General features: G+C 56.1%; 17 protein-coding genes. 6 read left to right on the forward strand and 11 right to left on the reverse strand.

Annotation, left to right across the window (positions count from 1 at the left end):
- Positions 1-14: 14 nt before the first annotated feature.
- From G6R38_RS18975 to G6R38_RS19010, 8 genes are all read right to left on the reverse strand, one after another.
- Complete coding sequence (locus G6R38_RS18975) at positions 15-2780, reverse strand: WD40 repeat domain-containing protein (RefSeq protein WP_166829877.1); 2766 nt, start codon at positions 2778-2780, stop codon at positions 15-17.
- 222 nt (positions 2781-3002) lie between these two features.
- Positions 3003-3911 (reverse strand): NAD-dependent epimerase/dehydratase family protein, encoded by a 909-nt coding sequence (locus G6R38_RS18980; protein WP_166829880.1) that lies wholly within the window; start codon positions 3909-3911, stop codon positions 3003-3005.
- A gap of 2 nt (positions 3912-3913) precedes the next feature.
- On the reverse strand, positions 3914-4168 hold the full coding sequence (locus G6R38_RS18985) for a hypothetical protein (RefSeq protein WP_166829883.1): 255 nt from the start codon (positions 4166-4168) through the stop codon (positions 3914-3916).
- A 212-nt stretch (positions 4169-4380) separates the two neighbouring features.
- Positions 4381-6339, reverse strand: coding sequence for a cytochrome b (locus G6R38_RS18990; RefSeq protein WP_166829886.1), 1959 nt, complete (start codon positions 6337-6339; stop codon positions 4381-4383).
- Positions 6336-6941, reverse strand: coding sequence for a Rieske 2Fe-2S domain-containing protein (locus G6R38_RS18995; RefSeq protein ID WP_166829889.1), 606 nt, complete (start codon positions 6939-6941; stop codon positions 6336-6338). Before G6R38_RS18995 ends, G6R38_RS18990 begins: the two co-directional genes overlap by 4 nt.
- Before the next feature lie 73 nt (positions 6942-7014).
- Entirely contained in the window at positions 7015-8007 is a 993-nt protein-coding gene (locus tag G6R38_RS19000; protein WP_166829892.1) for a DHH family phosphoesterase, read from the reverse strand.
- Between the two features lie 48 nt (positions 8008-8055).
- Entirely contained in the window at positions 8056-8988 is a 933-nt protein-coding gene (locus G6R38_RS19005) for a bifunctional riboflavin kinase/FAD synthetase (RefSeq protein WP_166829895.1), read from the reverse strand.
- An 80-nt stretch (positions 8989-9068) separates the two neighbouring features.
- Positions 9069-9500 (reverse strand): YkgJ family cysteine cluster protein, encoded by a 432-nt coding sequence (locus G6R38_RS19010; protein WP_166829898.1) that lies wholly within the window; start codon positions 9498-9500, stop codon positions 9069-9071.
- A 76-nt stretch (positions 9501-9576) separates the two neighbouring features.
- Between G6R38_RS19010 and G6R38_RS19015 the strand changes: the two genes are divergently transcribed.
- Positions 9577-10734, forward strand: a complete 1158-nt coding sequence (locus G6R38_RS19015; RefSeq protein WP_166829901.1) for a hypothetical protein — start codon at positions 9577-9579, stop codon at positions 10732-10734.
- The gene (locus G6R38_RS19020; protein WP_166829932.1) at positions 10731-12008 is read left to right on the forward strand and encodes a MauE/DoxX family redox-associated membrane protein; all 1278 of its coding nucleotides are present in this window, start codon (positions 10731-10733) and stop codon (positions 12006-12008) included. The genes G6R38_RS19015 and G6R38_RS19020 overlap by 4 nt, the downstream gene beginning before the upstream one ends.
- A gap of 76 nt (positions 12009-12084) precedes the next feature.
- Here the strand turns inward: G6R38_RS19020 and G6R38_RS19025 are convergent, their stop codons facing one another.
- The 3 genes from G6R38_RS19025 to rpsT form a co-directional block, all read right to left on the reverse strand.
- Complete coding sequence (locus tag G6R38_RS19025) at positions 12085-13182, reverse strand: hypothetical protein (protein ID WP_166829935.1); 1098 nt, start codon at positions 13180-13182, stop codon at positions 12085-12087.
- A gap of 153 nt (positions 13183-13335) precedes the next feature.
- Complete coding sequence (locus G6R38_RS19030) at positions 13336-13818, reverse strand: hypothetical protein (protein WP_166829938.1); 483 nt, start codon at positions 13816-13818, stop codon at positions 13336-13338.
- A gap of 106 nt (positions 13819-13924) precedes the next feature.
- Positions 13925-14200 (reverse strand): 30S ribosomal protein S20, encoded by a 276-nt coding sequence (rpsT, locus tag G6R38_RS19035; protein ID WP_166829941.1) that lies wholly within the window; start codon positions 14198-14200, stop codon positions 13925-13927.
- Between the two features lie 176 nt (positions 14201-14376).
- Here rpsT and purB point away from each other — a divergent pair, with 176 nt between their 5' ends.
- From purB to G6R38_RS19055, 4 genes are all read left to right on the forward strand, one after another.
- Complete coding sequence (purB, locus tag G6R38_RS19040) at positions 14377-15819, forward strand: adenylosuccinate lyase (protein ID WP_166829944.1); 1443 nt, start codon at positions 14377-14379, stop codon at positions 15817-15819.
- Positions 15820-15906: 87 nt separating this feature from the next.
- The gene (locus G6R38_RS19045; RefSeq protein WP_166829947.1) at positions 15907-16719 is read left to right on the forward strand and encodes a hypothetical protein; all 813 of its coding nucleotides are present in this window, start codon (positions 15907-15909) and stop codon (positions 16717-16719) included.
- A gap of 126 nt (positions 16720-16845) precedes the next feature.
- Complete coding sequence (locus G6R38_RS19050) at positions 16846-18498, forward strand: DUF1549 domain-containing protein (RefSeq protein WP_166829950.1); 1653 nt, start codon at positions 16846-16848, stop codon at positions 18496-18498.
- 38 nt (positions 18499-18536) lie between these two features.
- Positions 18537-19802: a DUF1501 domain-containing protein gene (locus G6R38_RS19055; protein WP_166829953.1), complete on the forward strand. Its 1266-nt coding sequence runs from the start codon at positions 18537-18539 to the stop codon at positions 19800-19802.
- Positions 19803-19873: the final 71 nt, after the last annotated feature.

Genomic DNA, 19873 nt, shown 5'->3' on the forward strand with positions numbered 1-19873 from the left:
CAAGCTGAGTTTCCTCACCGTTGATCTTCGGGAATGTTGACGAAATACGCTTTGCCATCGTCGGCGGGCATCACGAGGTGGGTGCCGTCGGGCGAGAGACGACTGAGATACGTCACCTGTGGGAAATCCTGCGAGTAAACCGGTGCGGGATTGCCCGGCAACCAGACGTGTAGTCCGCCCGCGTAACCGGTGGTGATCAGCCGCGTACCGGATTTGTTAAACTGCACGGAGTAGATGTCGTCCTTGTGGCCGCTGAATTCTTGGAGCGGATCGGGGTTATCGGTGTCCCAAAGAAACACGGTGCGGTCGTTCCCCAAACCCACACCACCGGCGGCGATTTGTCGACCGTCGTCACGGAAGGCGACGGCGTAGATCGCATGTCGCGGACCGTTGTACCGCCGAACTTCCGCGCCGGTTTCGACATTGAGCAGCCGCACGGTTTTGTCGCCACCGCCGGTCAGCAGATGCGTGCTATCGGGGCTGAAAGCCAGTGCGTAAACCGCTTCGTCTTGTGTGGAAAGCGTCTTGATTTGACTCTTCTTTTCAAGGTCCCACAGCCGCACGGTTTTGTCGGCCGAGGCGGATGCAAGGTATTTGCCGTCCGGCGAGAACGCGAGCCCGTAAACACCCGCCGAATGCCCCCTTAAGTCGGCCACCTGACCGGTGGCGGCGACGGACCATGCCTTGATCGTGCCATCCGCACTCGACGTCCACGCGGTTTGGTTGTCCGGTTGGAAGACGATGCTGGTCACGGTCTTTCCATGCCCGGACATGATCTGAGCGGGATCGCGTGACGGTGGTTCAGCGGGTTGCGGGTTGAGCGGCGAGGGATCGAAACTGCGAATCTTGACGTCCGCTCCAACCGCGATCAGTTTTTTACTGTCTGGGCTGAACGCCAACTGCGTGGTTTCGGTTGGCGTAGTGTTTTTGAACTGCATCTGTCGACTGTTCGCATCCCAGAGATAAAGATGCTGACCGGCACCGGCGGCGACTTGTCGACTGTTGGGACTCATCACCACACTGGTCACTGTTCCTTCAAAGCCCTCGAACTTGCGAATCTCACTGCCATTGCCGGCATTCCACATGACGAGCCCGCTGTTCGGCCCCGTTGTGAAATGGTAGGAACTGTTGGGGGAAATCGAGAACGCATCGATCCGCTCTTCATCTGCTTGATGCGTGAACGTGACGGAGACCATGTCCTTGTGCAGCAAGTTGTCAGCACCGCTTGTAATCACGGTGCGATGATCATTCGCAAGAACGGCATCGGTGACGGCTTGGGAATGATGCACGAAGTGTTGCAACGCATTACCGGTTTTCGATTCCCATACTGTCGCTCGATCGTCATCGGTGGAGACGAGACGTTGACTGTCCCGACTGAAATACACCGAATGAACTGGCTTGCCAAACCCGGGAAACGTCTGCACGAGTTTTCCATCGCCAAGGTTGTAGATGCGAATCGCTCCGTCATCGCCCGCCGCCGCAATCTGAGAACTGTTCCACGAAACACCAACCGCATGGACCGGCGTGCCGACATCAATTTTGCGTTGTTCTTTCCCGTCACTCGTACTCCACACGCGAACGGTCTTGTCGACGCCGCCGGTGACGATCGTCTGACTGTTCGGCGAGTAAGCCACTCGCGTGACACGGCCTTGATGCCCGGTGAGTGTGCGGAGTTCGCTGGCGTCTTCGGTCTTGAAAATCTTGACGACACCGCTGGCATCCGCGGACGCCAACTCCTGCCGATTCGGATGCATACTCACCGAAGTAATGGCAGCGGCTTGGGCGGGGTATTCTTTGATCAAATTTCCGTTGTTCGGGTCGAACAGCCGCGCGATCTTGTCGACCGATCCGGTCACGAGTTGAGCACTATTGCTGCTGTAGGCGATCGTCGTCACTGGTTCTTTCAAGTCTTTAAGAACCTGGAGTTCCTTGCCATCACGTTGATTCCAAATTCGCACGGTCTTGTCATCGGCGGCTGACGCGATTCGATCACCGTTTGGATTGATTGCGATCACTCGCACAGTTCCCTCATGCCCGGTGAACTCGCTGTGTTCGGGGAACTTATTCGGCCACCGCTTGACGGTTCCGTCTTGCGAAGCACTCATTAAGTACGAGTTGTTGGAAGCGAAGCTGAGCCCGACGATTTTCGTTGAGTGGGCTCCGATGACACTTTGCAGGTCGCCATTGTCGGCATTGAACACGCGAATCACGCCGCTGGTGTCGGCGGAAGCCACTTGCTGCGAGTCCGAACGAAATGCCACACGCGTGATTGCGGCCGTGTGGCCCGTGAATTCGTGCAATTGTTTCAGAGTGCCATCGTCGACCACTTCCCAGATTCGGACAATTTTGTCTTGCCCGCCGGTCACCAGTCGTTTGCCATCTCCGTTACGATCAAGTGCCACGACTCCGCCGCCAGGTACGTCTTGTGAACGAATCGCCGAGCGTTTGGGCACGTCCCACAACTTGATATAACGATCCCCCGAACCGGAGGCGAGTTGCGTGCCGTCCGGAGAGGCCGCGATACACAACACGATTCCGGAATGGCCTTCCATCGTGCGGACCGCTTCGCGTGTGTTGGCGTCCCAGAGTTTGCAAGTGTCGTCAAACCCAGCGGTCGCGATCCATTGACCATCGGGGGTGAAGGCGACGGCGTACGCGATGCCATCATGCCCGGCCAACGGACCGCGTTCAGGCTCCGCCGCCGTTCCTGATCCGCAACACGTCCAGACCGCGAACAGAACTGCCATGCTGCATCGTCGATGGACTGAGTGAGCACTCATCGTCATTCCTCACAAGGATCGTGCATTGCCAGCTTCATCACGCATCGTGGCAGACGGCTTGCGAGTCGTCAACGGTTCAAGGATAGTTGATGCGATCTCGAAATATCGCCGATTGAACTTGTGTGCCACGGTTGTGTCAGCCGTGCTATACAGGGGATGCGTTCGGGGTCATCGCACTGACGAGACGCCAGTGGCACACGAATCAGAATTTTCATCGGGCCGCTAGGACGTCCGAGTCGCTTGGGCGAGTTGTTCGATCGTCTTTCGCAAGAGCGGTTCGCCGCCGAACTCCATCCCGAGTGCACGGATTTTTTCGGTGACGATTTGGTTCTTGGGGGACTTTGGTTCGCCATGAATTCGGCTGGAACTACCGGTGAGTTCCTTGGCAAGCGTCGCCACTTCGTATTCGGAGACGTAGCGATCGTAACAGCTGAACGCTTCGCCGATGATTTGATCCTCGTCGGCATTCAGTAACACGTCGATCGCTTTGGCGACATCGCCAGCGTGCACTTCCTTGCCACCACCTTCACAGCGGACGTCTTTGCCAGCCACGATCCGTTTGATGAGCGGGAACCATTTGCTACGGGCGACGTCTTGCATAACGCCATAAACGCCGGTCGGTCGGACCGCACAAATCGGGAAACCTTCGCCGAGTCCAAAGCTATGCACGAACTTTTCGATGGCGGCTTTGTGAGCACCGTAATGACTGGTCGCCCACAACGGGTGGGCTTCGTCGAGCGGGCGATCGTCGAGGATTTTTTCATGGACCGCACACGTCGAGACAAACACGAAGCGTTTTGCATCGGCTTCGCGAGCGGCTTGGATGAGCTGCAAGCTACCGATGATATTCTTCGTCGCGAAGTCGATCAGATCGCCCTCGCCACCACGGAAACCACCACCAGGATGATACAACGCGGCATGCACGATCGCCTCGCAACCACTGACGAACTCGGTTTCCGCACCGCCAGCGAGTTCGCCTTCGACCCATTGGACCGAGTCGGCAACGGACTTCAAACCGCTGCGGTCACTCGTCGGGCGAAACCAACATCGACAGGTGTGACCGGACTCAACGAGTCGACGAACGATGTACTGACCGATAAACCCTGTCGCACCGGTGACGGCTATCTTCATCGTTACCCTTTGTTGTCATGTGTCACATCGGCACCGCAATCGTGACACTCGGTTTCATCCGGTTCGAGAGATGAGCCGCAATAGTCGCAATTTCGCGGCGGCTTGGGTTGGCTGGCTTCCAACTCTTGTTTCATCCGCTGTTGCGCGAGCCGAAAGATCTGCCCCGATGTTGAGAACGTGCGGAACGACATGTAAATGATGAAACCAAACACAACGACGAAAAGAATCGGGAAGATACTAAACATCAGATTGAACATACACACTCCCCGTAATTCAGATTTCAACGCTCCCGAAAAGGACGGTCGAACGGAACGCTCCCCTCGACCGTGCATCGTCTCAATTTGCAAACGCCAGTTTGACCTCTTCGGATCACAGAAATCTGAATTCGAGAGATCAGCGGATGGCATGTCCCAAGCGTTCTTGTTGGTCGCGAGATCGGACGCGTTCCCAACGACTTTGTTGCCGTCCGCTATTCTCCATCCTCCGTGTTTTTTTCGGTCGATTCTTCAATCTCCACGCCGGCGGGTGTCATGACGGGTGGGAGTTCGATTTCGGTTTCGTCGTAATCGCCGACCATCCAGCGGGTGAGCATGTCGAGATCATGCGGGGAAAGCCGATCGGGCGTGTACGCCGGCATTTGATTTGAGTCGCCGTAGTGGTTGCCACTGCCGGGGTTGGTGATGAAGTCCTTCAGCCACTCAACCGAACCGTATTTGTGCAACGACGGGTAACCATAGGAGTCGGCTTCGTCGAGTGTCTGGTGATGACAGTCGAAGCAACTGTAAGAGAGTCCGTCCGCGTCGCCAGTCACGATGGCTTCCCCACGGGCGGCAAGTTTTTCGTCGATTGGTTCCAAGTCTTTCCGTTCGGAAATCTTGGCGAAGTATTCGACGATGGCTTGCACGTCTTTTTCGTTACTGCTGAGGTACTCGTGATTCTCCGCAAGATAATCACTCATCTCCGATTCACCTGGACCGGGGACGGAGCCTAAATCGTCATCGGCTTTGGCTTGCTGGTACCACCCGGCATTCTTGAGCGGGGCGAAAACCTCGTCGTAGTTGAGCAGGATATTCGTCGTCCATTCACGTGTGCCGAAGTCGCCCAGGTCGGCAGCGGTGGGCGGCGTGAGAATTTGTTTCACGTCGTCGCCATCGGCAACCGTGGAGAGCACGAACCGTCGGCGACCATCGTGACCGTTCCAACGGTGACACGCCGCACACTGCTTGGCGAAGATTTTCGGCCCTTGTGTGAACGGATCGTTCGCGAGCAGCGAGACAGCTCCCTCGACGGGAATCTTCCGAGGCAATGCAGCGAGTTCCTGCACACGTTCGCCGTCGATGTGAGCATCCTGCAACGCGAGTTGGTGTTCGATGTCGTTCTTGTCTTCGTACATCGCCAAACCGGTCAGAAAGACAATGCCGACTACCACCAGCCACATATAGATCTTGTTGAACATGTGACCGCCCTTGATATGGGCGATCAAAGGCATTGCAATCAGGATTGTGAACAGGAAACCGGGAAAGTAAATTGCTCCGAACGCCAAACCGAGATGCTCAACCCATTCGTATCGCAGGAAACGGAACAGGAACAAGTAGTACCATTCCGGACGGGCAGCCGAGTATGGTTCGGACGGATTCGCCGGCGCACTGAGTTCCGCTCCGAAGTAAACGGCGAAGAACACGACCGTCGCCAACACCGCCAGACACGCCACGGCATCTTTGAGGACTTGATCCGGCCAGAAGGTTGTTGTCGGTGCGTGGTCCGGGTCGGCGGGGGTGATGCCGTGTCGCCGGAAGACGTACAAGTGCAGCCCCAAAAACGCAATCAGCAACACCGGTAACACGCCGACGTGCAACGCAAAGAACCGGGTGAGAGTTTGGTGTCCGTATTTCGGTCCACCTTGGATAACCGTTTGGACTTCATTCCCGATCACCGGCGTCGCACCGGCGATCTTCGTCGAGACTTGCGTGGCGTAATATCCCTTCTGATCCCATGGCAGCAGATACCCCGTCAACGAAAATCCGAAGACAAGCAGCATCAGCACCAAACCGAGCCAGAAGTTGATCTCGCGCGGGGCTTTGTAGGCACCGTCGATGATGATTTGCATCAGGTGCAAGGCCATCAACACGACCATCGCTTGGGCGGCGAAGTGGTGAATGCCGCGGACGAGATGACCGAGGTACATCACGTTGTTGATGTAGTACACACTTTCCCAAGCCGTGCTGGCACTCGGGCTGTACGCGGTCCACAGGAAAATCCCCGTGATGAACTGCACGGTGAACGTGTAGACCAACGTGCTGCCCCAGACATATCGCCACCGCGAGCCGCCGGGAATGCGTTCGTAGAGCGCTTCATGCACCAAGTGACGAGTGCCGACGCGGTGATCCAACCAGTCAGCCAACCGTCCGAGAAGGTTCTTACTAGTCATACGGGAATCTTTTCTTCAGTAGCCGCTCGGAAGTCTTGGTAGTGCACCCAGATTTCGGTTTTGTTGCGAATTTCCGCTTCCAGGACATCCATCGCACGCGGCGGAATGTCGTTCTTCTTTTGGCCGTCCAAGTCGAAAGCGCTCGTGTGACAGGGACAGAAGAAATCTTGGGTGGTGGGGCGGTAATCCACGCCACAACCGAGGTGCGGACAGGTCGCGTTGAACACAATGACCTGGTCACCAATTTTGCGAACATAGACCGAGCCGATTTGCTGATGTAGGAACTTGTTCCACGCATCAACACGGTCGGCAAAAACCGTCACTCGTTGAGGAGTTCCGTCGGCGGGCAGGGCGTCGACTGTGGTTTCGAGTTTGATGAACTCATCGTCGCCGCCGTCTTTTCCCCGTCGCAAGAGAGGATCAAGGAAGAACAGCACGCCGGCAATGAGCGGAGTCAACACCGCGACCGCACCGGCACCAATGGCGATGACCGCCTTCATGAAGAACCGTCGCGGTTCGTCATTCGCAAGCGGATCAACCGTGCCTTGGGTTTCGGTTTCGACTTTGGCACTCGTCGGGTTCTCGGAAGTTGGTTCATTCATCGGAGCAACTGTCCTGAACGGTGAGGTTTTTGAGGCAATTTGTCTCAGGGGGAGTCTGGCGGGGGTTCGTGGGTTACGGCGAACATTCCATCGCTTTGAGGAATGCCGCACGCATGGTGGCAACGGCTTCGTCAAGAGTTCCCTGCAAAACCGCGCCCGCAGCTTGTTTGTGCCCGCCACCACCGAAGGGTTCGGCCAAGGCTGCCACATTCAAGTCACGTTGACTACGTAAACTAAATTTGATCGTCTTGTTGAGTTGTTCGATCGCAATGAACGCAGCTTGCGTTCCGGCGATTTTCAACGTCTCGTTGACTAAGTCTTCGGTGTCGACAGGTGTCGATTCCGTAGCTTCGAAATCTTCCTGTTTCACTTGAATCCAAGCCAACCGGCCTTCGCATTCGAGCTGCACGCGAGAGAGAACACGTGCCGCCAACCGCACTTTACCGATCGAATTTTGCTCATACAACTGTTGATATATTAAATGTGGTTGCGCGCCTAAGTCAATTAAACGGCTGATAACCCGCATGGTCTCAGCGGTGGTCGATGAAAACCGGAACCATCCCGTGTCGGTCGCGATCGCACAAAACAATGGCACGGCGACTGAAGGCGGAACGCGATACCCCAACGCTTCAGCCATGCGGAAAATCAATGCACCGGTCGCTTCGGCGGAGGTATCTTTGAATTCGACGGCATTCAAATCATCCGCACTCATGTGGTGATCGATAACGACCCGTTTCGCTGATGACTGCCGAAGTGCTTTGCCGACATCGACCAACTGCACCCACGCGCTGGTGTCGACGATGATATGCACTTCGGTATCCAAAATCTGATCAACCGTAAAGTTGCGACCGATCTTGTTGACCTTCCCTTGCGGGTCGAGAAACTCCAAGTGTGCCGGAGTTGCCGACGGATTAACGATTCGCACCGATTTGTCTTGATCTTCAAGAATCGCCGCGAGCGCTAACTCCGAGCCGAGTGCATCGGCATCGGGGCGAACGTGGCTTGAGATCAGAAACCGTTGGTGCTGATCGATAATTTCTCGCAACGGTTCCCAATTGACGCTCATACTCAAAGACCTACTTTCTTCCCATGAAACCGCAATTCAGCGTGCATCCTAACGCGACAAATAACGTTCCGCCATGCTCTGCGTTTGAGCGATGTCTTTCTTGAGTTGATCTCGCAACTCCTCGGGACCGGCGAACGTCTGTGTTCCACGAACCCGACCGAGCAGATCAACCGCCATGACACGGTCGTACAAATCGCCTTGAAAACCGATGAGATGGACCTCGAGTTTCCGCGTGTTCTCTTGAAACGTGGGATTCGATCCCAAGTGGATCGCCGCCGGGTAAGCGTCTTCACCGACTCTGGCGATCCCCGCATACACGCCGTCCGCCGGGTAAAGCGTTTCGATCTCCGCAAGATTCGCCGTCGGCCAACCAAGCGTGCGACCGCGTCCGGCTCCTTTGACGACTCGCCCTTCCATACGATACGGATGCCCCAACATTTCTACCGCCTCGGCAACATCTCCGGCAACAAGCAGTTTCCGAATGCGACTTGATGACACCATCTGATCGTCATCCAAGACCGGTTCCACGATGTCCAAACTTCGCCCGGACGCCTCGCACAATTCGCGAAGCGTGTGGACATCACCTTTGCGATCGCGACCGAAAAAGAAGTTTGGCCCTTCCACCAAGCCACGGGCATCGAGTTCGGTTTCGACGATTCGCGAGAAAAAATCTTCCGGCGAAAGTGACAGCAATTCCTGATCGGTCGGATACGCAATCACGGTGTCCACGCCGTAATGCGTCAAGAGTTCGGCTTTGCGTTGGATGTTGCTCAATCGCGGCGGCATTTGTCCGGGACGAAGCAATTCAATCGGGTGCGGATTGAACGTCAGCACGACGGCGGGCACACCATCGGCCTGGGCACGACCAGTGAGAGTGGCGATCATGCGTTGATGCCCGCGGTGCACACCATCAAAGTTGCCGATCGCCACGTAACCGCCACGATACGGTGCGGAATCTCCAAAGCCGTGAAGCAGCGTCATGCGAATCGGTCAGTGTTCGAGGATGGAAAATTGCGGGTCGTGAATCGTCGTCGGTAACATGCGTGGCACACGAAGGGGAGTTAATCATCGTCGAGTTCCAAACGGTGTTCGATTTCCTCCAACGTCACCAGCTCGCCGGTACCGGCTCCCGGACAATCTTCACAGACCTGCTGCCACGTCTGTTCGGATTCGAGATTACTCTTCCAAAACGGCCATGTCCGGCATTGCATGGGGCGAACCGGATAAATCTGGCAGCGTCGCGTGGCACCGTCGAAGAACGTACAATCGCCGTTCGCGAATTCCGTCAGCGACACACGACCACCATGCAACCGCGTATGGAACAACCGAATCTCGCCGATAGTTTGTTCGCGGTAATCCGCGATTTGTTGAAGTTCCTCATCGGTCACCCAGACCACTCCGGGATCGCCGGTGCAGCAATCACCACAACCGGTGCAAGTAAATTGCAAACCGTTCTTGTACCAGGGATCCGCGGGCGTTTGTTTTTCGTTCATACCGAGAGTTTAGAAGAGTCGTACCCACCCGGCAACTTGCCCACCCAATTGAATTTTCCCATTCGCCATCACGCCCATGAGTACACCCAACGAACACGAAAACACGCCCCCGTCCGAACCACCGCCGTTGCGACCTGGGCAACTTACCGATGAAGGAAAAGCTCGGATTTTCCCATGTGAGCAATGCGGAGCCGATCTCGAATTTCACATTGGCGTCGGACAGTTGCAATGTCCGTACTGTGGACACACGAAGGAAATCGAACTCGATTCGGAGAAGACCGTCGAGGAACAAGACTTCCACGCCATGCTGGCGAAGTTGGCCGAACAACACACCGAAGCCGTCACCTTGACGGGGGCCGATACGCATGAAATCCGCTGCGATTCCTGTGGCGGCACGGTGGTGTTCATCGGCACGCTCACCAGCCAAGACTGCGCGTACTGTGCCAGCCCGATTCAACGCGAGAACGTGCACGACGCCGTCGATCGTGTCCCGGTTGATGGCGTGTTGCCGTTCCGAGTCGAGAAGAAACAGGCGAAATCCAATCTGAAGGCGTGGGTGGCATCGTTGTGGTTCGCACCGAACAAGTTCCGAAAACGCGGTGTGAAGGGTGATTTCTCTGGCGTCTATTTGCCGTTCTGGACCTTCGATGCTCTCACGTTCAATCGTTACGAGGGCCAACGCGGTGATGATTACACCGTCGAAGTCGGCGATGGTGACGACAAACGCACTGAAACCCGCACCGATTGGACCTATGTTTCCGGCAAGTTCCAACGCTTCTTCGATGATTGCATCATTTGTGCGTCGGGTGGGCTGCCTCGAAAGATTCTCGAAGAACTCGAACCGTGGCCGCTGGACCAGTTGGTGCCGTTCAATCAACCGATGCTCGCCGGTTTGCTCGCACGGACGTACGACGTGGAACTTTCCCCCGGTTTCGAGCTGGCGAAAAAGCAAATGGAAACCGCGATTCGGCAGGAGACGAACAGCCGAATCGGCGGTGATCATCAACGCATCGACAAGCTCGAAACCCGCTACGATGCGATCACCTACAAACATCTGCTGTTGCCGGTGTGGTTGTTGGCCTATCGCTACAACGAGAAAACTTATCAAGTCGCGATCAACGCCTGTACCGGTGAAGTGCAAGGCGAACGCCCGTGGAGTTGGGTGAAAATCACGTTCGCGGTGCTGGCGGGGCTTGCCGTCGCAGCGGGTTTGGCGATAGCGTTTCAAGGATGAACACGACCGCCGAAATCGAATCCGACTCCCAAGCCCAAACCATTCGCCGTCTCAGTCGTTGGGTGACTATCGCCACTGCGGCCTTGTTGATGGTGACGTGGAAACTCTGGACGCCGCAAACCATCTTCCCACAGATTCCGTTCTTGGAACTTCTGACGGGAACACCGGGATGGGTCGATTGGGTGCTGCTGTTCGGAGTGGTCGGGGCTTTGGTGGTGACGTTATTTTCTCCGCCACCCGATCGGTTCGGAAGACTCGCGATGGGCGTGTTCGCGGTCTGTCTCACGGGATTAATTTCCCTCGATCAACACCGCCTGCAACCGTGGGCGTGGCAGTTTCTGCTGATCGCGTGGTTGCTCATCACGGTTCCCAACAAGTCGGGACTACACTGGTGTCGCTGGTTGACCGTGAGCATTTACGCCTGGTCCGCCGTTTCGAAATTGAACTACAGCTTTCTGCACGAACACGCAAATTTGTTTCTCGGCGTGATCGCGGATTGGACGGGAACGAAACTCGCCGATTGGCCGGACACAGTGCAAATGCTCGCGGCGTGGGTGTTTCCGCTGGGTGAATTACTCGTGGCGTTGCTGTTAATTCTGTGGCCCCATCGCCGAATCGGATTGTGGGCAAGTTGGCTCATGCATGGCACACTCATCGCCCTCGTGGGCCCGTTCGGACTGCAACACGAATGGGGCGTGCTGCTGTGGAACGTCTTTTTCATCGGGCAAAACGCGTTGTTGTACCCGAGACGCACCGGAGATGCATTTGGCCATCAGTTCATCAAAGAACTGCGACCGCGAGAGTTCGTTGCGTCGATCCCCATCGTCACGGCATTGGTCCTACCGCTGACATCCTTACGTGGATGGTTCGATGAGTGGCCGAGTTGGGCCGTCTACACCGGACGGGCGGAGCAAGTGCGTGTGGAGATTCGGGAGGATGTCCGTGAATCAATCCCGAAAGACCTTCCCATCTCGGATGCTTCAACAGGGGACACATTGGACTTTCAGCCGTGGCGATCGGTCAACCTGGGCCGGTGGTCTCTGGAGACGTTGGAAACGCCGATTTATCCCCAATCCCGATTTCGACTCGCCGTGGCAGCAGCCATCTCGGAACGTCTGCCGGACGAGTTTGGCATTCGTGTAACAGTCCGAAGCGCAACCGATCGCAAATCCGGAGCGAGATGGACAGAAACCTACCGCGGACGTGAAGCGATCGAACAGTTGCTCGACCGCTTTTGGCTCAACACCCAAGCTCGGCGGATTTGGTCGCCGTAGATCCGTTGGTCAGGCTGTGCAACATTGGTCAGTGGAGCAGACAGCAATGTTTGCCCCAGCGGATGCATTCCGCCAATCAATGTTCGCCGCAGAGGACTTCCAACCATTGGAAGGTGCCGGCCGGCGCGGGGAATTCATGGGGAACGAAACGGGTCGGAATGTCGATATACATCCCGCCGCCGTACGAGGTGAACTGCTCGCTTCGCCCGAACACCGCGTCGGTTTGGCCGTAGCCAATGAAGCCCATCACACCGGCTCGCACATCGTTCGGCAACGCAATGCCGGTCCAAAATCGCATGTCGAAATTGACCAACGTACCATTCTCACTGGGAACCGCGCGGAGCACGTATTGATCATCACTCGGCCGCAATCCGTTGGCTTCGATATCCGCACTCAAATTACCGATATTGAGCGTGGGAGACAGCCCGAAGTCCCAACGTGTGCCGCTGGATTCAAAATACCGCGTGACTTCCAAAGGCAACCCGATGGTCCCCGCGTACAACTGAGCTTCATCAACTCGGAAGTTGAACACGCTGGTTTCAAACGGGCTAAGAGCCTGACCATTCAGGTTCACATCGTCTTCGCCGTCCATTGAACCGTAGGTGAATTCCGTGCTGAACCCGTGACGAGCAAACCAACATCCCCCAAGCTCATGCCAGGGTTTCCAAAACGTCGTCCCGACGTGAAACCCGTTCATGCCTTCGAAGGTGTTGTCCCAAAGGTCACTGTCGAATTCCCGATAGAACGGCGTGATGACAAACCGCCCCTTCTTCTCTTCCAATTCGTGCGGGTACTCGTGGTGATGATGGTGAGCGTGGTGATGCTCCGCGTGGTGCGGTTCGTGAATCGGCTCGTGGAGTTCCTCGCCATGATGTGGCTCGAAGACTTCCTCAGGCGGATGTTCTCCCCAGTCGTTCACCGAAGGTTCCGGAACGATGGGCGATTCAGTCTCGTAGTCCGTCGGGAACGAGACGCTCGCGTTGCCGACGGGGGTATCCGTAATCGGTGCGAGAGTTTCCTCCGCCCGCACAACTCCAGCGGTCGAGATGAGTGTCAGCAGACAGACCATCTTCTTGAGCGATGTCGATTGCATGGAGGCCCTCGCTTCTCCCATAGCCGTTTCGAGCAGGTCCGGTTGGCTATCGGCGGGGAATGCCTGGTGGAATTCAATCACCCACGGGGCTTTCCAAATTCGCCACGAACCCAAAGACCGTGATCCGGTCCCAAACACCGAAGCGGTGTTATCGACTTTATCGGTTGTTGGGGTTGCTTCGGTCGAGCCTGTTCGGTCGCTCAGGCCAAGGAAATGGGAATCTTTGAAGCGATGTCAAGCCGAATTGCGATCGAGACCAATTCGGGAAGGGGTCACGGTCAACGCGGACTTTGGACCAAGCTGATTGAGTCGATCGGAGATCTCGGCTACCAGATCTTGCAGCGAACCATCTGCCCCAAAAGCTTGATCCCAAAGGGCTTGTGACTTCTGTGTTCCACTGAATTCGGTTTGACCGTTGGAATCGACCCGAAGTTGGAACTCGTCTGACGAACGGAACAGTGACGCCAATCGCTCTTGCAGTTGACTCGCAAAGCTCCGGAGTTCACCGCGTAAGAAATTTTGGGAAAGCGATTGACCGGCTGGCAACAAATCGGCTGCGGTCGCGGTGTTCGTGGGGGATGACTCGGTTTTCGCTTGGGATGCGGTCGCGGATTGCAGAAGTTGCCCGAACCCACGTCCCAGCGCAACAGCGGCTCCACCGGCAACTTGCCCGGCAAGCATCGCAGGACCGATCAACCCGATCGGAGGCAGACTCATGCACGATTCCCTGAAAAAAAAGAAGCTGACGTCATTCGATCTATCGACGTCAGCGTCCTTCAATCTTCGCACGAACCGTGCCGGTAAAATCGTGATTACCGATTTTCTACTTGGCCGCTTCTTTGCTTTTCTTCAGCAATTTGGAAAGTCGGCTCTTGGTGCGAGCGGCGGCATTGGGGTGAATCAGCCGTTTCGCAGCGGATTGATCCAGCTTTTTCACAGCTGCACGGAAGGCTTTGTCAGCGGCTTCCTGATCATCTCCGGCAGCTGCCAGACGGACTTTCTTCACGTATGTACGTAGTTCGCTCCGTTGAGCACGGTTGCGAGCTTGACGCTTCTGGCTTTGACGCAGAGCTTTCTTGGCGTTAACTGAGTTCGGCATAATTCATCGCAATTTCGAGCCAACAGTTGATTTGGTACAGGAAAGTCACGCAGTTTAGTCATCAGTGACTCGGTTTGCCAGCCCTGCGGACAACTTTTTTCTGGTTCGGGAATTGGTTATGCTCCGGAATTGATATCTATCGGCTAATTTTTGCGTTCGATGAAAGGGCCTCCATCATGGCGGCGGATCAATCTCGGCATACACAGTATCAAAATCCGTTGATCTCACGGTATGCGTCGCGGCAGATGAGCGAAGTTTGGAGTGCCCAACGTAAACACTCCACGTGGCGGAGGTTATGGGTCGCGTTGGCCGACTGTGAACGTGAACTCGGTTTGGATATCCAGCAATCTCAAGTCGAAGAACTCGCTGCGGCTGTCGATGATATCGACTTCGAGCGAGCCGCGCATCACGAACGCGAACGCCGACACGATGTGATGGCCCACGTCGAAACCTACAAGGAACGTTGCCCGAACGCAGGTGGTATCATCCACTTAGGTGCGACGAGTTGTTTCGTCACCGATAATACCGAACTCCTGCAAATCCGCGAAAGTCTCCAGTTAATCCGCGGACGACTGGGCTCTGTCATCCGTTCGCTCGCGGACTTCGCCGATCAACACAAGTCATTGCCCTGTCTTGGTTTCACTCACTTGCAACCGGCTCAACCGACGACGGTCGGCAAGCGGGCTGCGTTGTGGTGTTACGACTTAGTCTTGGACTTCGAGGAAATCGAACACCGTCTGGACCGGCTCCGTTTCCGAGGCGTCAAAGGCACGACCGGCACGCAAGCCAGCTTCTTGCAGCTTTTCGACGGCAATCATGCGAAAGTCGAGCAACTCGACCGAATGGTAGCCGCTCGGATGGGGTTCGACACGACTTATGCGGTCACCGGGCAAACGTACTCGCGGAAAGTCGACGCCCAAGTGCTGGCCGCTCTCAGTGGGATCGGGCAATCCGCTCACAAAGCCGGGTCCGACTTGCGATTATTGCAAAGCCGAAAGGAACTCGAAGAACCGTTCGAAACCAAACAGATCGGTTCTTCCGCGATGGCCTACAAACGCAACCCGATGCGAGCCGAGCGGATGTGTGCCCTGTCGCGGTTTGCGATGAGTCTTGGCCCGAATGCCGAACAAACGATGGCCACGCAATGGATGGAACGCACGCTCGACGACAGTGCAAACCGGCGGCTTTCGTTGCCGCAAGCGTTTTTGGCGATCGATGCAGTGCTGATTCTCTACGGTGATATTGTCAAAGGACTCACGGCATATCCTTCGGTGATTGCGCGACATCTGGCCGAAGAACTTCCGTTCATGGCGACCGAGGAAATCATGATGGCCGGCGTGCAAGCGGGTGGTGATCGGCAAGATCTCCACGAACGCATTCGCGTCCACTCACACGAAGCAGCCAGCCGCATTAAACAAGGCGACGGCGTGAACGACTTGCTCGAACGTCTCCAAAGCGACCCCGCGTTCGCGAAAGTCCAATTCGACGACGCCCTCGATCCGCAACGGTATATCGGACGAGCCCCGGAACAGGTCACTGCTTTGCTAAATGATGTCATTCGCCCATTGTTGGCAGGTTTGAAGGATTCCCTCACCGACGACGCCGGTGTCACTGTATAAAGAGGTGAAGCAAAGTGTGCCACGGCTCTGTGAGCCGTGGCACACTGAGACTGGTTTCTTCCGACTTTCCGATCAAGGAGCGAATCGATGACACGCGGGATGGCAATACTATTCGCCGGGTTACTGTTGGCGACGGCCGGAGTGATGTGGGCATCGGAAGCCGACGAATTGCGAGAAAAGGCGGAGCAACTGCAACGTGAAGCCGCCGAACTCCGAGAGCGTGGCAAGTTTCGAGAGGCGTCCCATCATCGGGAGCAAGCCGAGCGGTTGGTGCATGAGGCGGAACATTTGCAGCACCGTGACCACGAAAATCCCCAAGTGCGTGACTTTCATCGACAACTCGAACGATTGCACCGTGAACGTCGCGCGGCAACCGAGGCGGAAGATGGGGAACTCGCAGAGCGAGTGGAACGTGAAATCCATCGTATCCAGGGCGAGATTCGGAAGTTAACTTCTCGCGAAAAGCATCGTCAGCATCATCCGACCAGGATCAACGAACTTCGCGAACATCTCGAGCGGATGGCGATCGAACAACGTGAAGCGGCGGAATCCCGCGACAAAGAGCGAGCTGAAGACATTCAGCGCGAAATCATGCGAGTCCGCGAAGAACTGGAAGAATTGACTTCTCACCACAAACATACGGAACATCGTGAACTCGGTCCGCCGGAAAAGCGGTTGGACCACATGCGTGCGGCCATCGAACATTTGGAACACGCGGGTCTGGGGGAAATCGCCGAACACGTCAAGGAACGAGCCGAAGCCACCGAGCGGGAACTTCACGAGCATCGCCAACACCATGAGAACGGCGAACTTCGTGAAGTCATGGAGCAACTCCGCGATCTCCGTGAGGAAGTCCGTGTTCTTCGGGAACAATTGGAATCCATCAAAGAAAAACGATAAGTTTTCCGATTCCCTGCCGGTTCGATCTGGAAATTTGAGCATGGGGCCTGGTAACATAACTGAATGTTGATCCGTCCAGACCGGGCGGATTTCAACTCCTACCACCTCTCACGCTGGGATTTCCGGATGAATTCCTCGCCGTTCCTGCCAGTCGCCGCGATTCTCCTGGGATCGATTTCCACGCTCTTTGCGGACTCTCCATCACCGGCAACTGCACAGAAACCGTTGCACTTGCGAATCGATCGCCTCAGCGGTGTGGCTAACTCGGATTCCCCAACCACAGGGCAACGCTGCAATGATGCCGAATTCCTTCGGCGAATCTACCTGGATTTGGTTGGTGTCATCCCGAGCGTCGAAGAAGCCCGTGCATTCCTGGAAGACGCGTCACCTACACGTCGGCAAAACCTTGTCGACCGTCTGCTGGCTGATCCCCGGCACACTTGGCATTTGGTTGACACGTTTGATGTCATGCTGAACGAACGCCGTACCGGGAATTACGTCACGAATGCCGAATGGCGGAACTGGCTGCACAAGCAGTTTGAACAGAACACGCCGTTGGACCAGATCGTTCGCACAATTTTGTCAGCAGATGGCACCGACGAAGCCACGCGACCGGCAGCGAAATTTCTGCTCGTGCGGAAGTTGGACTCCGACCTCGTTACCCGCGATTTGGGACGGATTTTGCTCGGTCGCGACATGCAATGTGCCCAGTGTCACGACCATCCAATTGTCGTCGACTATTTGCAGCGGCATTATTTCGGCCTCTCGGCTTTTGTGAGCCGATCGTATGTGTTCAATGACAAAAAGAAGAAACGCAACATCATCGCTGAGAAAGCGGAAGGTAAAACGACGTTCGCCTCGGTTTTCACAAACGAAAAGGGTGAGACTGGCCCGCGAATCCTCGATCTTCCGCCCATCACCGAACCCGAAACGGAGAAGGAACCGTACCAAGTTAAACCTAGCAAGACCGCCGGGGGCGTGCCGAAGTATAGCCGTCGTCGGCAACTCAGCGACGCGATCACCGACCCGGCAAACGTCGCATTTCGACAGAATTTCGCGAATCGGTTGTGGGCAATGATGCTCGGTCGCGGATTGGTGGAACCGCTCGACATGCACCACAGTGAGAACCCGCCGACAAACCCGAAACTCCTCGATCTGCTCGCGGATGAGCTTCATCACAATGGTTATAATATCCGTTTGATGATCCGAGAAATCGCGTTGTCGGAAGTCTATCAGCGATCAAGCAAGTTGCCGGAAAACGTGCCGATGGACAGTTTGCAACCGATGGCCATCGCGGAGTTAGAACCCCTGACGCCGGAACAACTCGCTTGGTCGACCCTGGAAGCGGTGGGTATGTCGGCGACTCAACACACCAAAGCCAGCGAACAGGCCAAGAAGAACAAGTCAAACGCAGCAACCGAACTTCGCAAGTTGCTCGGTTCTCAGGCGGGTGTACTGGTGAAAACCTTTGCTCCGAAGTCACCGACGGCCGGTTTCGATGCCACCGCCGAACAAGCGTTGTTCCTGATGAACGCGGCGACTTCGCAAAATTGGCTTTCCCCACGGACCGGAACCCTCGTCGATCGGCTGGAGAAAACGAAGGACGTTTCCGCGATGGCGGAAGAGTTGTTCCTGAGCATGTTTTCTCGATTCCCCACCGACGAAGAAATCCGCTGGGTGGCCGAGGCCATCGAAAACCATCCGCAAGAACGGCTCAATGCGATTCAAGAACTCGTGTGGGCTACCATGACCTCCGCTGAATTTCGACTCAACCACTGACCTTCCGGACCAAATCTCCCGCCCATTGGAGCTCCGCTATGCGACGCAACACCGGATGCCAGCCCCTCGATCATCAACTGTCTCGCCGAAGCTTCCTCGCTGGTTCCGCATTGGCGGGCACGGTGGCTGGTGCCGGGCAAGCCATCCCCGCGTTGGCTGGTGAGCAAATCGAGCAAAAGCACAAACAGGTGTTGCAGGTCTTTCTGCAGGGCGGCGTTAGTCAATTGGAATCATGGGACCCGAAACCCGGCACGAAGTACGGCGGTCCGTTTGGTGCGATTCCCACGTCTGTGCCCGGCGTGCACATTTCCGAACTGCTGCCGGAAACCGCTCGGCAAATGCATCATTTGTCGATCGTGCGAAGCGTGAACATCAAAATCAACGACCACGGGCAAGGTCGGATGTTCATGGAGAAAGGCCGCCGTGCGGGGGACTACCCGTATGTCGGTTCGGTGGCGGCGAAGTACCTCGGCCCTGAGGACTCACAGTTACCGAAGTTTATCACCATTTCCACCCGCGGACTCCGGGACCAATCGGCGGCGTTTCTCGGAGCGCGATATTCTCAGTTGAAGCTTTCTGGAGCCAAAGCGCCGGACAATCTCACTCTGCCGAAAGGCATCGACAACAGTGCCGAACAACGTCGGCAACAACTGCGACTCGCCATGAACGACCGGTTCGCCAGCGGACGTCGGAAAGCGGAAATCGAAGCTTATAACGCCTCGTTCGAGCAAGCTCAACGAATGGTCAAGCGACGTGACGTGTTTGTGGCGGAGCCGAGCGCCACGGACCTCGAACGCTACGGTCGACATGAATTCGCTAAGAACTGTGTGCTCGCTCGCACGCTGCTGGAAGAGGGCGTGACGTGTGTGAAGGTGTCCCATCATGGATACGACACGCACGCCGAGAACTTCAACTTCCACCTCGAACAACTCGGCGAATTTGACCGCCCGTTTGCCACACTCCTGAACGATCTGGCTAATCGGGGAATGCTGGAACACACGTTGGTCATGGTCTATTCGGAGTTCGGCCGCACGCCGAAAATCAATGTTCGTTACGGTCGGGATCACTGGGGAACCGCTTGGTCGGTGGCGCTCGGGGGGTGTGGTATCGTGCCGGGTGCGGTCGTGGGAAAAACGAACGCAGAAGGCACCGCCGTGGCCGATCGGGAAGTTGACGCGGGACATCTCTTCCACACTTATTTCTCGGCACTTGGGTTGGATACCGCCGCCGATCATGATGTGCCCGGCCGATCGATTCCAATCGGTGATCCCGCTGCCGATCCAATCAAAGAACTGTTGGCGTAATCGAAATTTGTCGCCAAGACTTCGCACGGCTTCCGAAGCCAGGACACACTTTCCTCCACAATTGTTGCCGT

It is taken from the genome of Thalassoroseus pseudoceratinae (genome assembly GCF_011634775.1).
Taxonomy (GTDB): Bacteria; Planctomycetota; Planctomycetia; order Planctomycetales; family Planctomycetaceae; genus Thalassoroseus; species Thalassoroseus pseudoceratinae.

Coding starts and splice junctions, on each gene's coding strand:
- G6R38_RS18975 (WP_166829877.1), bottom strand. CDS start 2,780: ATGAGTGCTCACTCAGTCCATCGACGATGCAGCATGGCAGTTCTGTTC.
- G6R38_RS18980 (WP_166829880.1), bottom strand. CDS start 3,911: ATGAAGATAGCCGTCACCGGTGCGACAGGGTTTATCGGTCAGTACATC.
- G6R38_RS18985 (WP_166829883.1), bottom strand. CDS start 4,168: ATGTTCAATCTGATGTTTAGTATCTTCCCGATTCTTTTCGTCGTTGTG.
- G6R38_RS18990 (WP_166829886.1), bottom strand. CDS start 6,339: ATGACTAGTAAGAACCTTCTCGGACGGTTGGCTGACTGGTTGGATCAC.
- G6R38_RS18995 (WP_166829889.1), bottom strand. CDS start 6,941: ATGAATGAACCAACTTCCGAGAACCCGACGAGTGCCAAAGTCGAAACC.
- G6R38_RS19000 (WP_166829892.1), bottom strand. CDS start 8,007: ATGAGCGTCAATTGGGAACCGTTGCGAGAAATTATCGATCAGCACCAA.
- G6R38_RS19005 (WP_166829895.1), bottom strand. CDS start 8,988: ATGACGCTGCTTCACGGCTTTGGAGATTCCGCACCGTATCGTGGCGGT.
- G6R38_RS19010 (WP_166829898.1), bottom strand. CDS start 9,500: ATGAACGAAAAACAAACGCCCGCGGATCCCTGGTACAAGAACGGTTTG.
- G6R38_RS19015 (WP_166829901.1), top strand. CDS start 9,577: ATGAGTACACCCAACGAACACGAAAACACGCCCCCGTCCGAACCACCG.
- G6R38_RS19020 (WP_166829932.1), top strand. CDS start 10,731: ATGAACACGACCGCCGAAATCGAATCCGACTCCCAAGCCCAAACCATT.
- G6R38_RS19030 (WP_166829938.1), bottom strand. CDS start 13,818: ATGAGTCTGCCTCCGATCGGGTTGATCGGTCCTGCGATGCTTGCCGGG.
- rpsT (WP_166829941.1), bottom strand. CDS start 14,200: ATGCCGAACTCAGTTAACGCCAAGAAAGCTCTGCGTCAAAGCCAGAAG.
- purB (WP_166829944.1), top strand. CDS start 14,377: ATGGCGGCGGATCAATCTCGGCATACACAGTATCAAAATCCGTTGATC.
- G6R38_RS19045 (WP_166829947.1), top strand. CDS start 15,907: ATGACACGCGGGATGGCAATACTATTCGCCGGGTTACTGTTGGCGACG.
- G6R38_RS19050 (WP_166829950.1), top strand. CDS start 16,846: ATGAATTCCTCGCCGTTCCTGCCAGTCGCCGCGATTCTCCTGGGATCG.
- G6R38_RS19055 (WP_166829953.1), top strand. CDS start 18,537: ATGCGACGCAACACCGGATGCCAGCCCCTCGATCATCAACTGTCTCGC.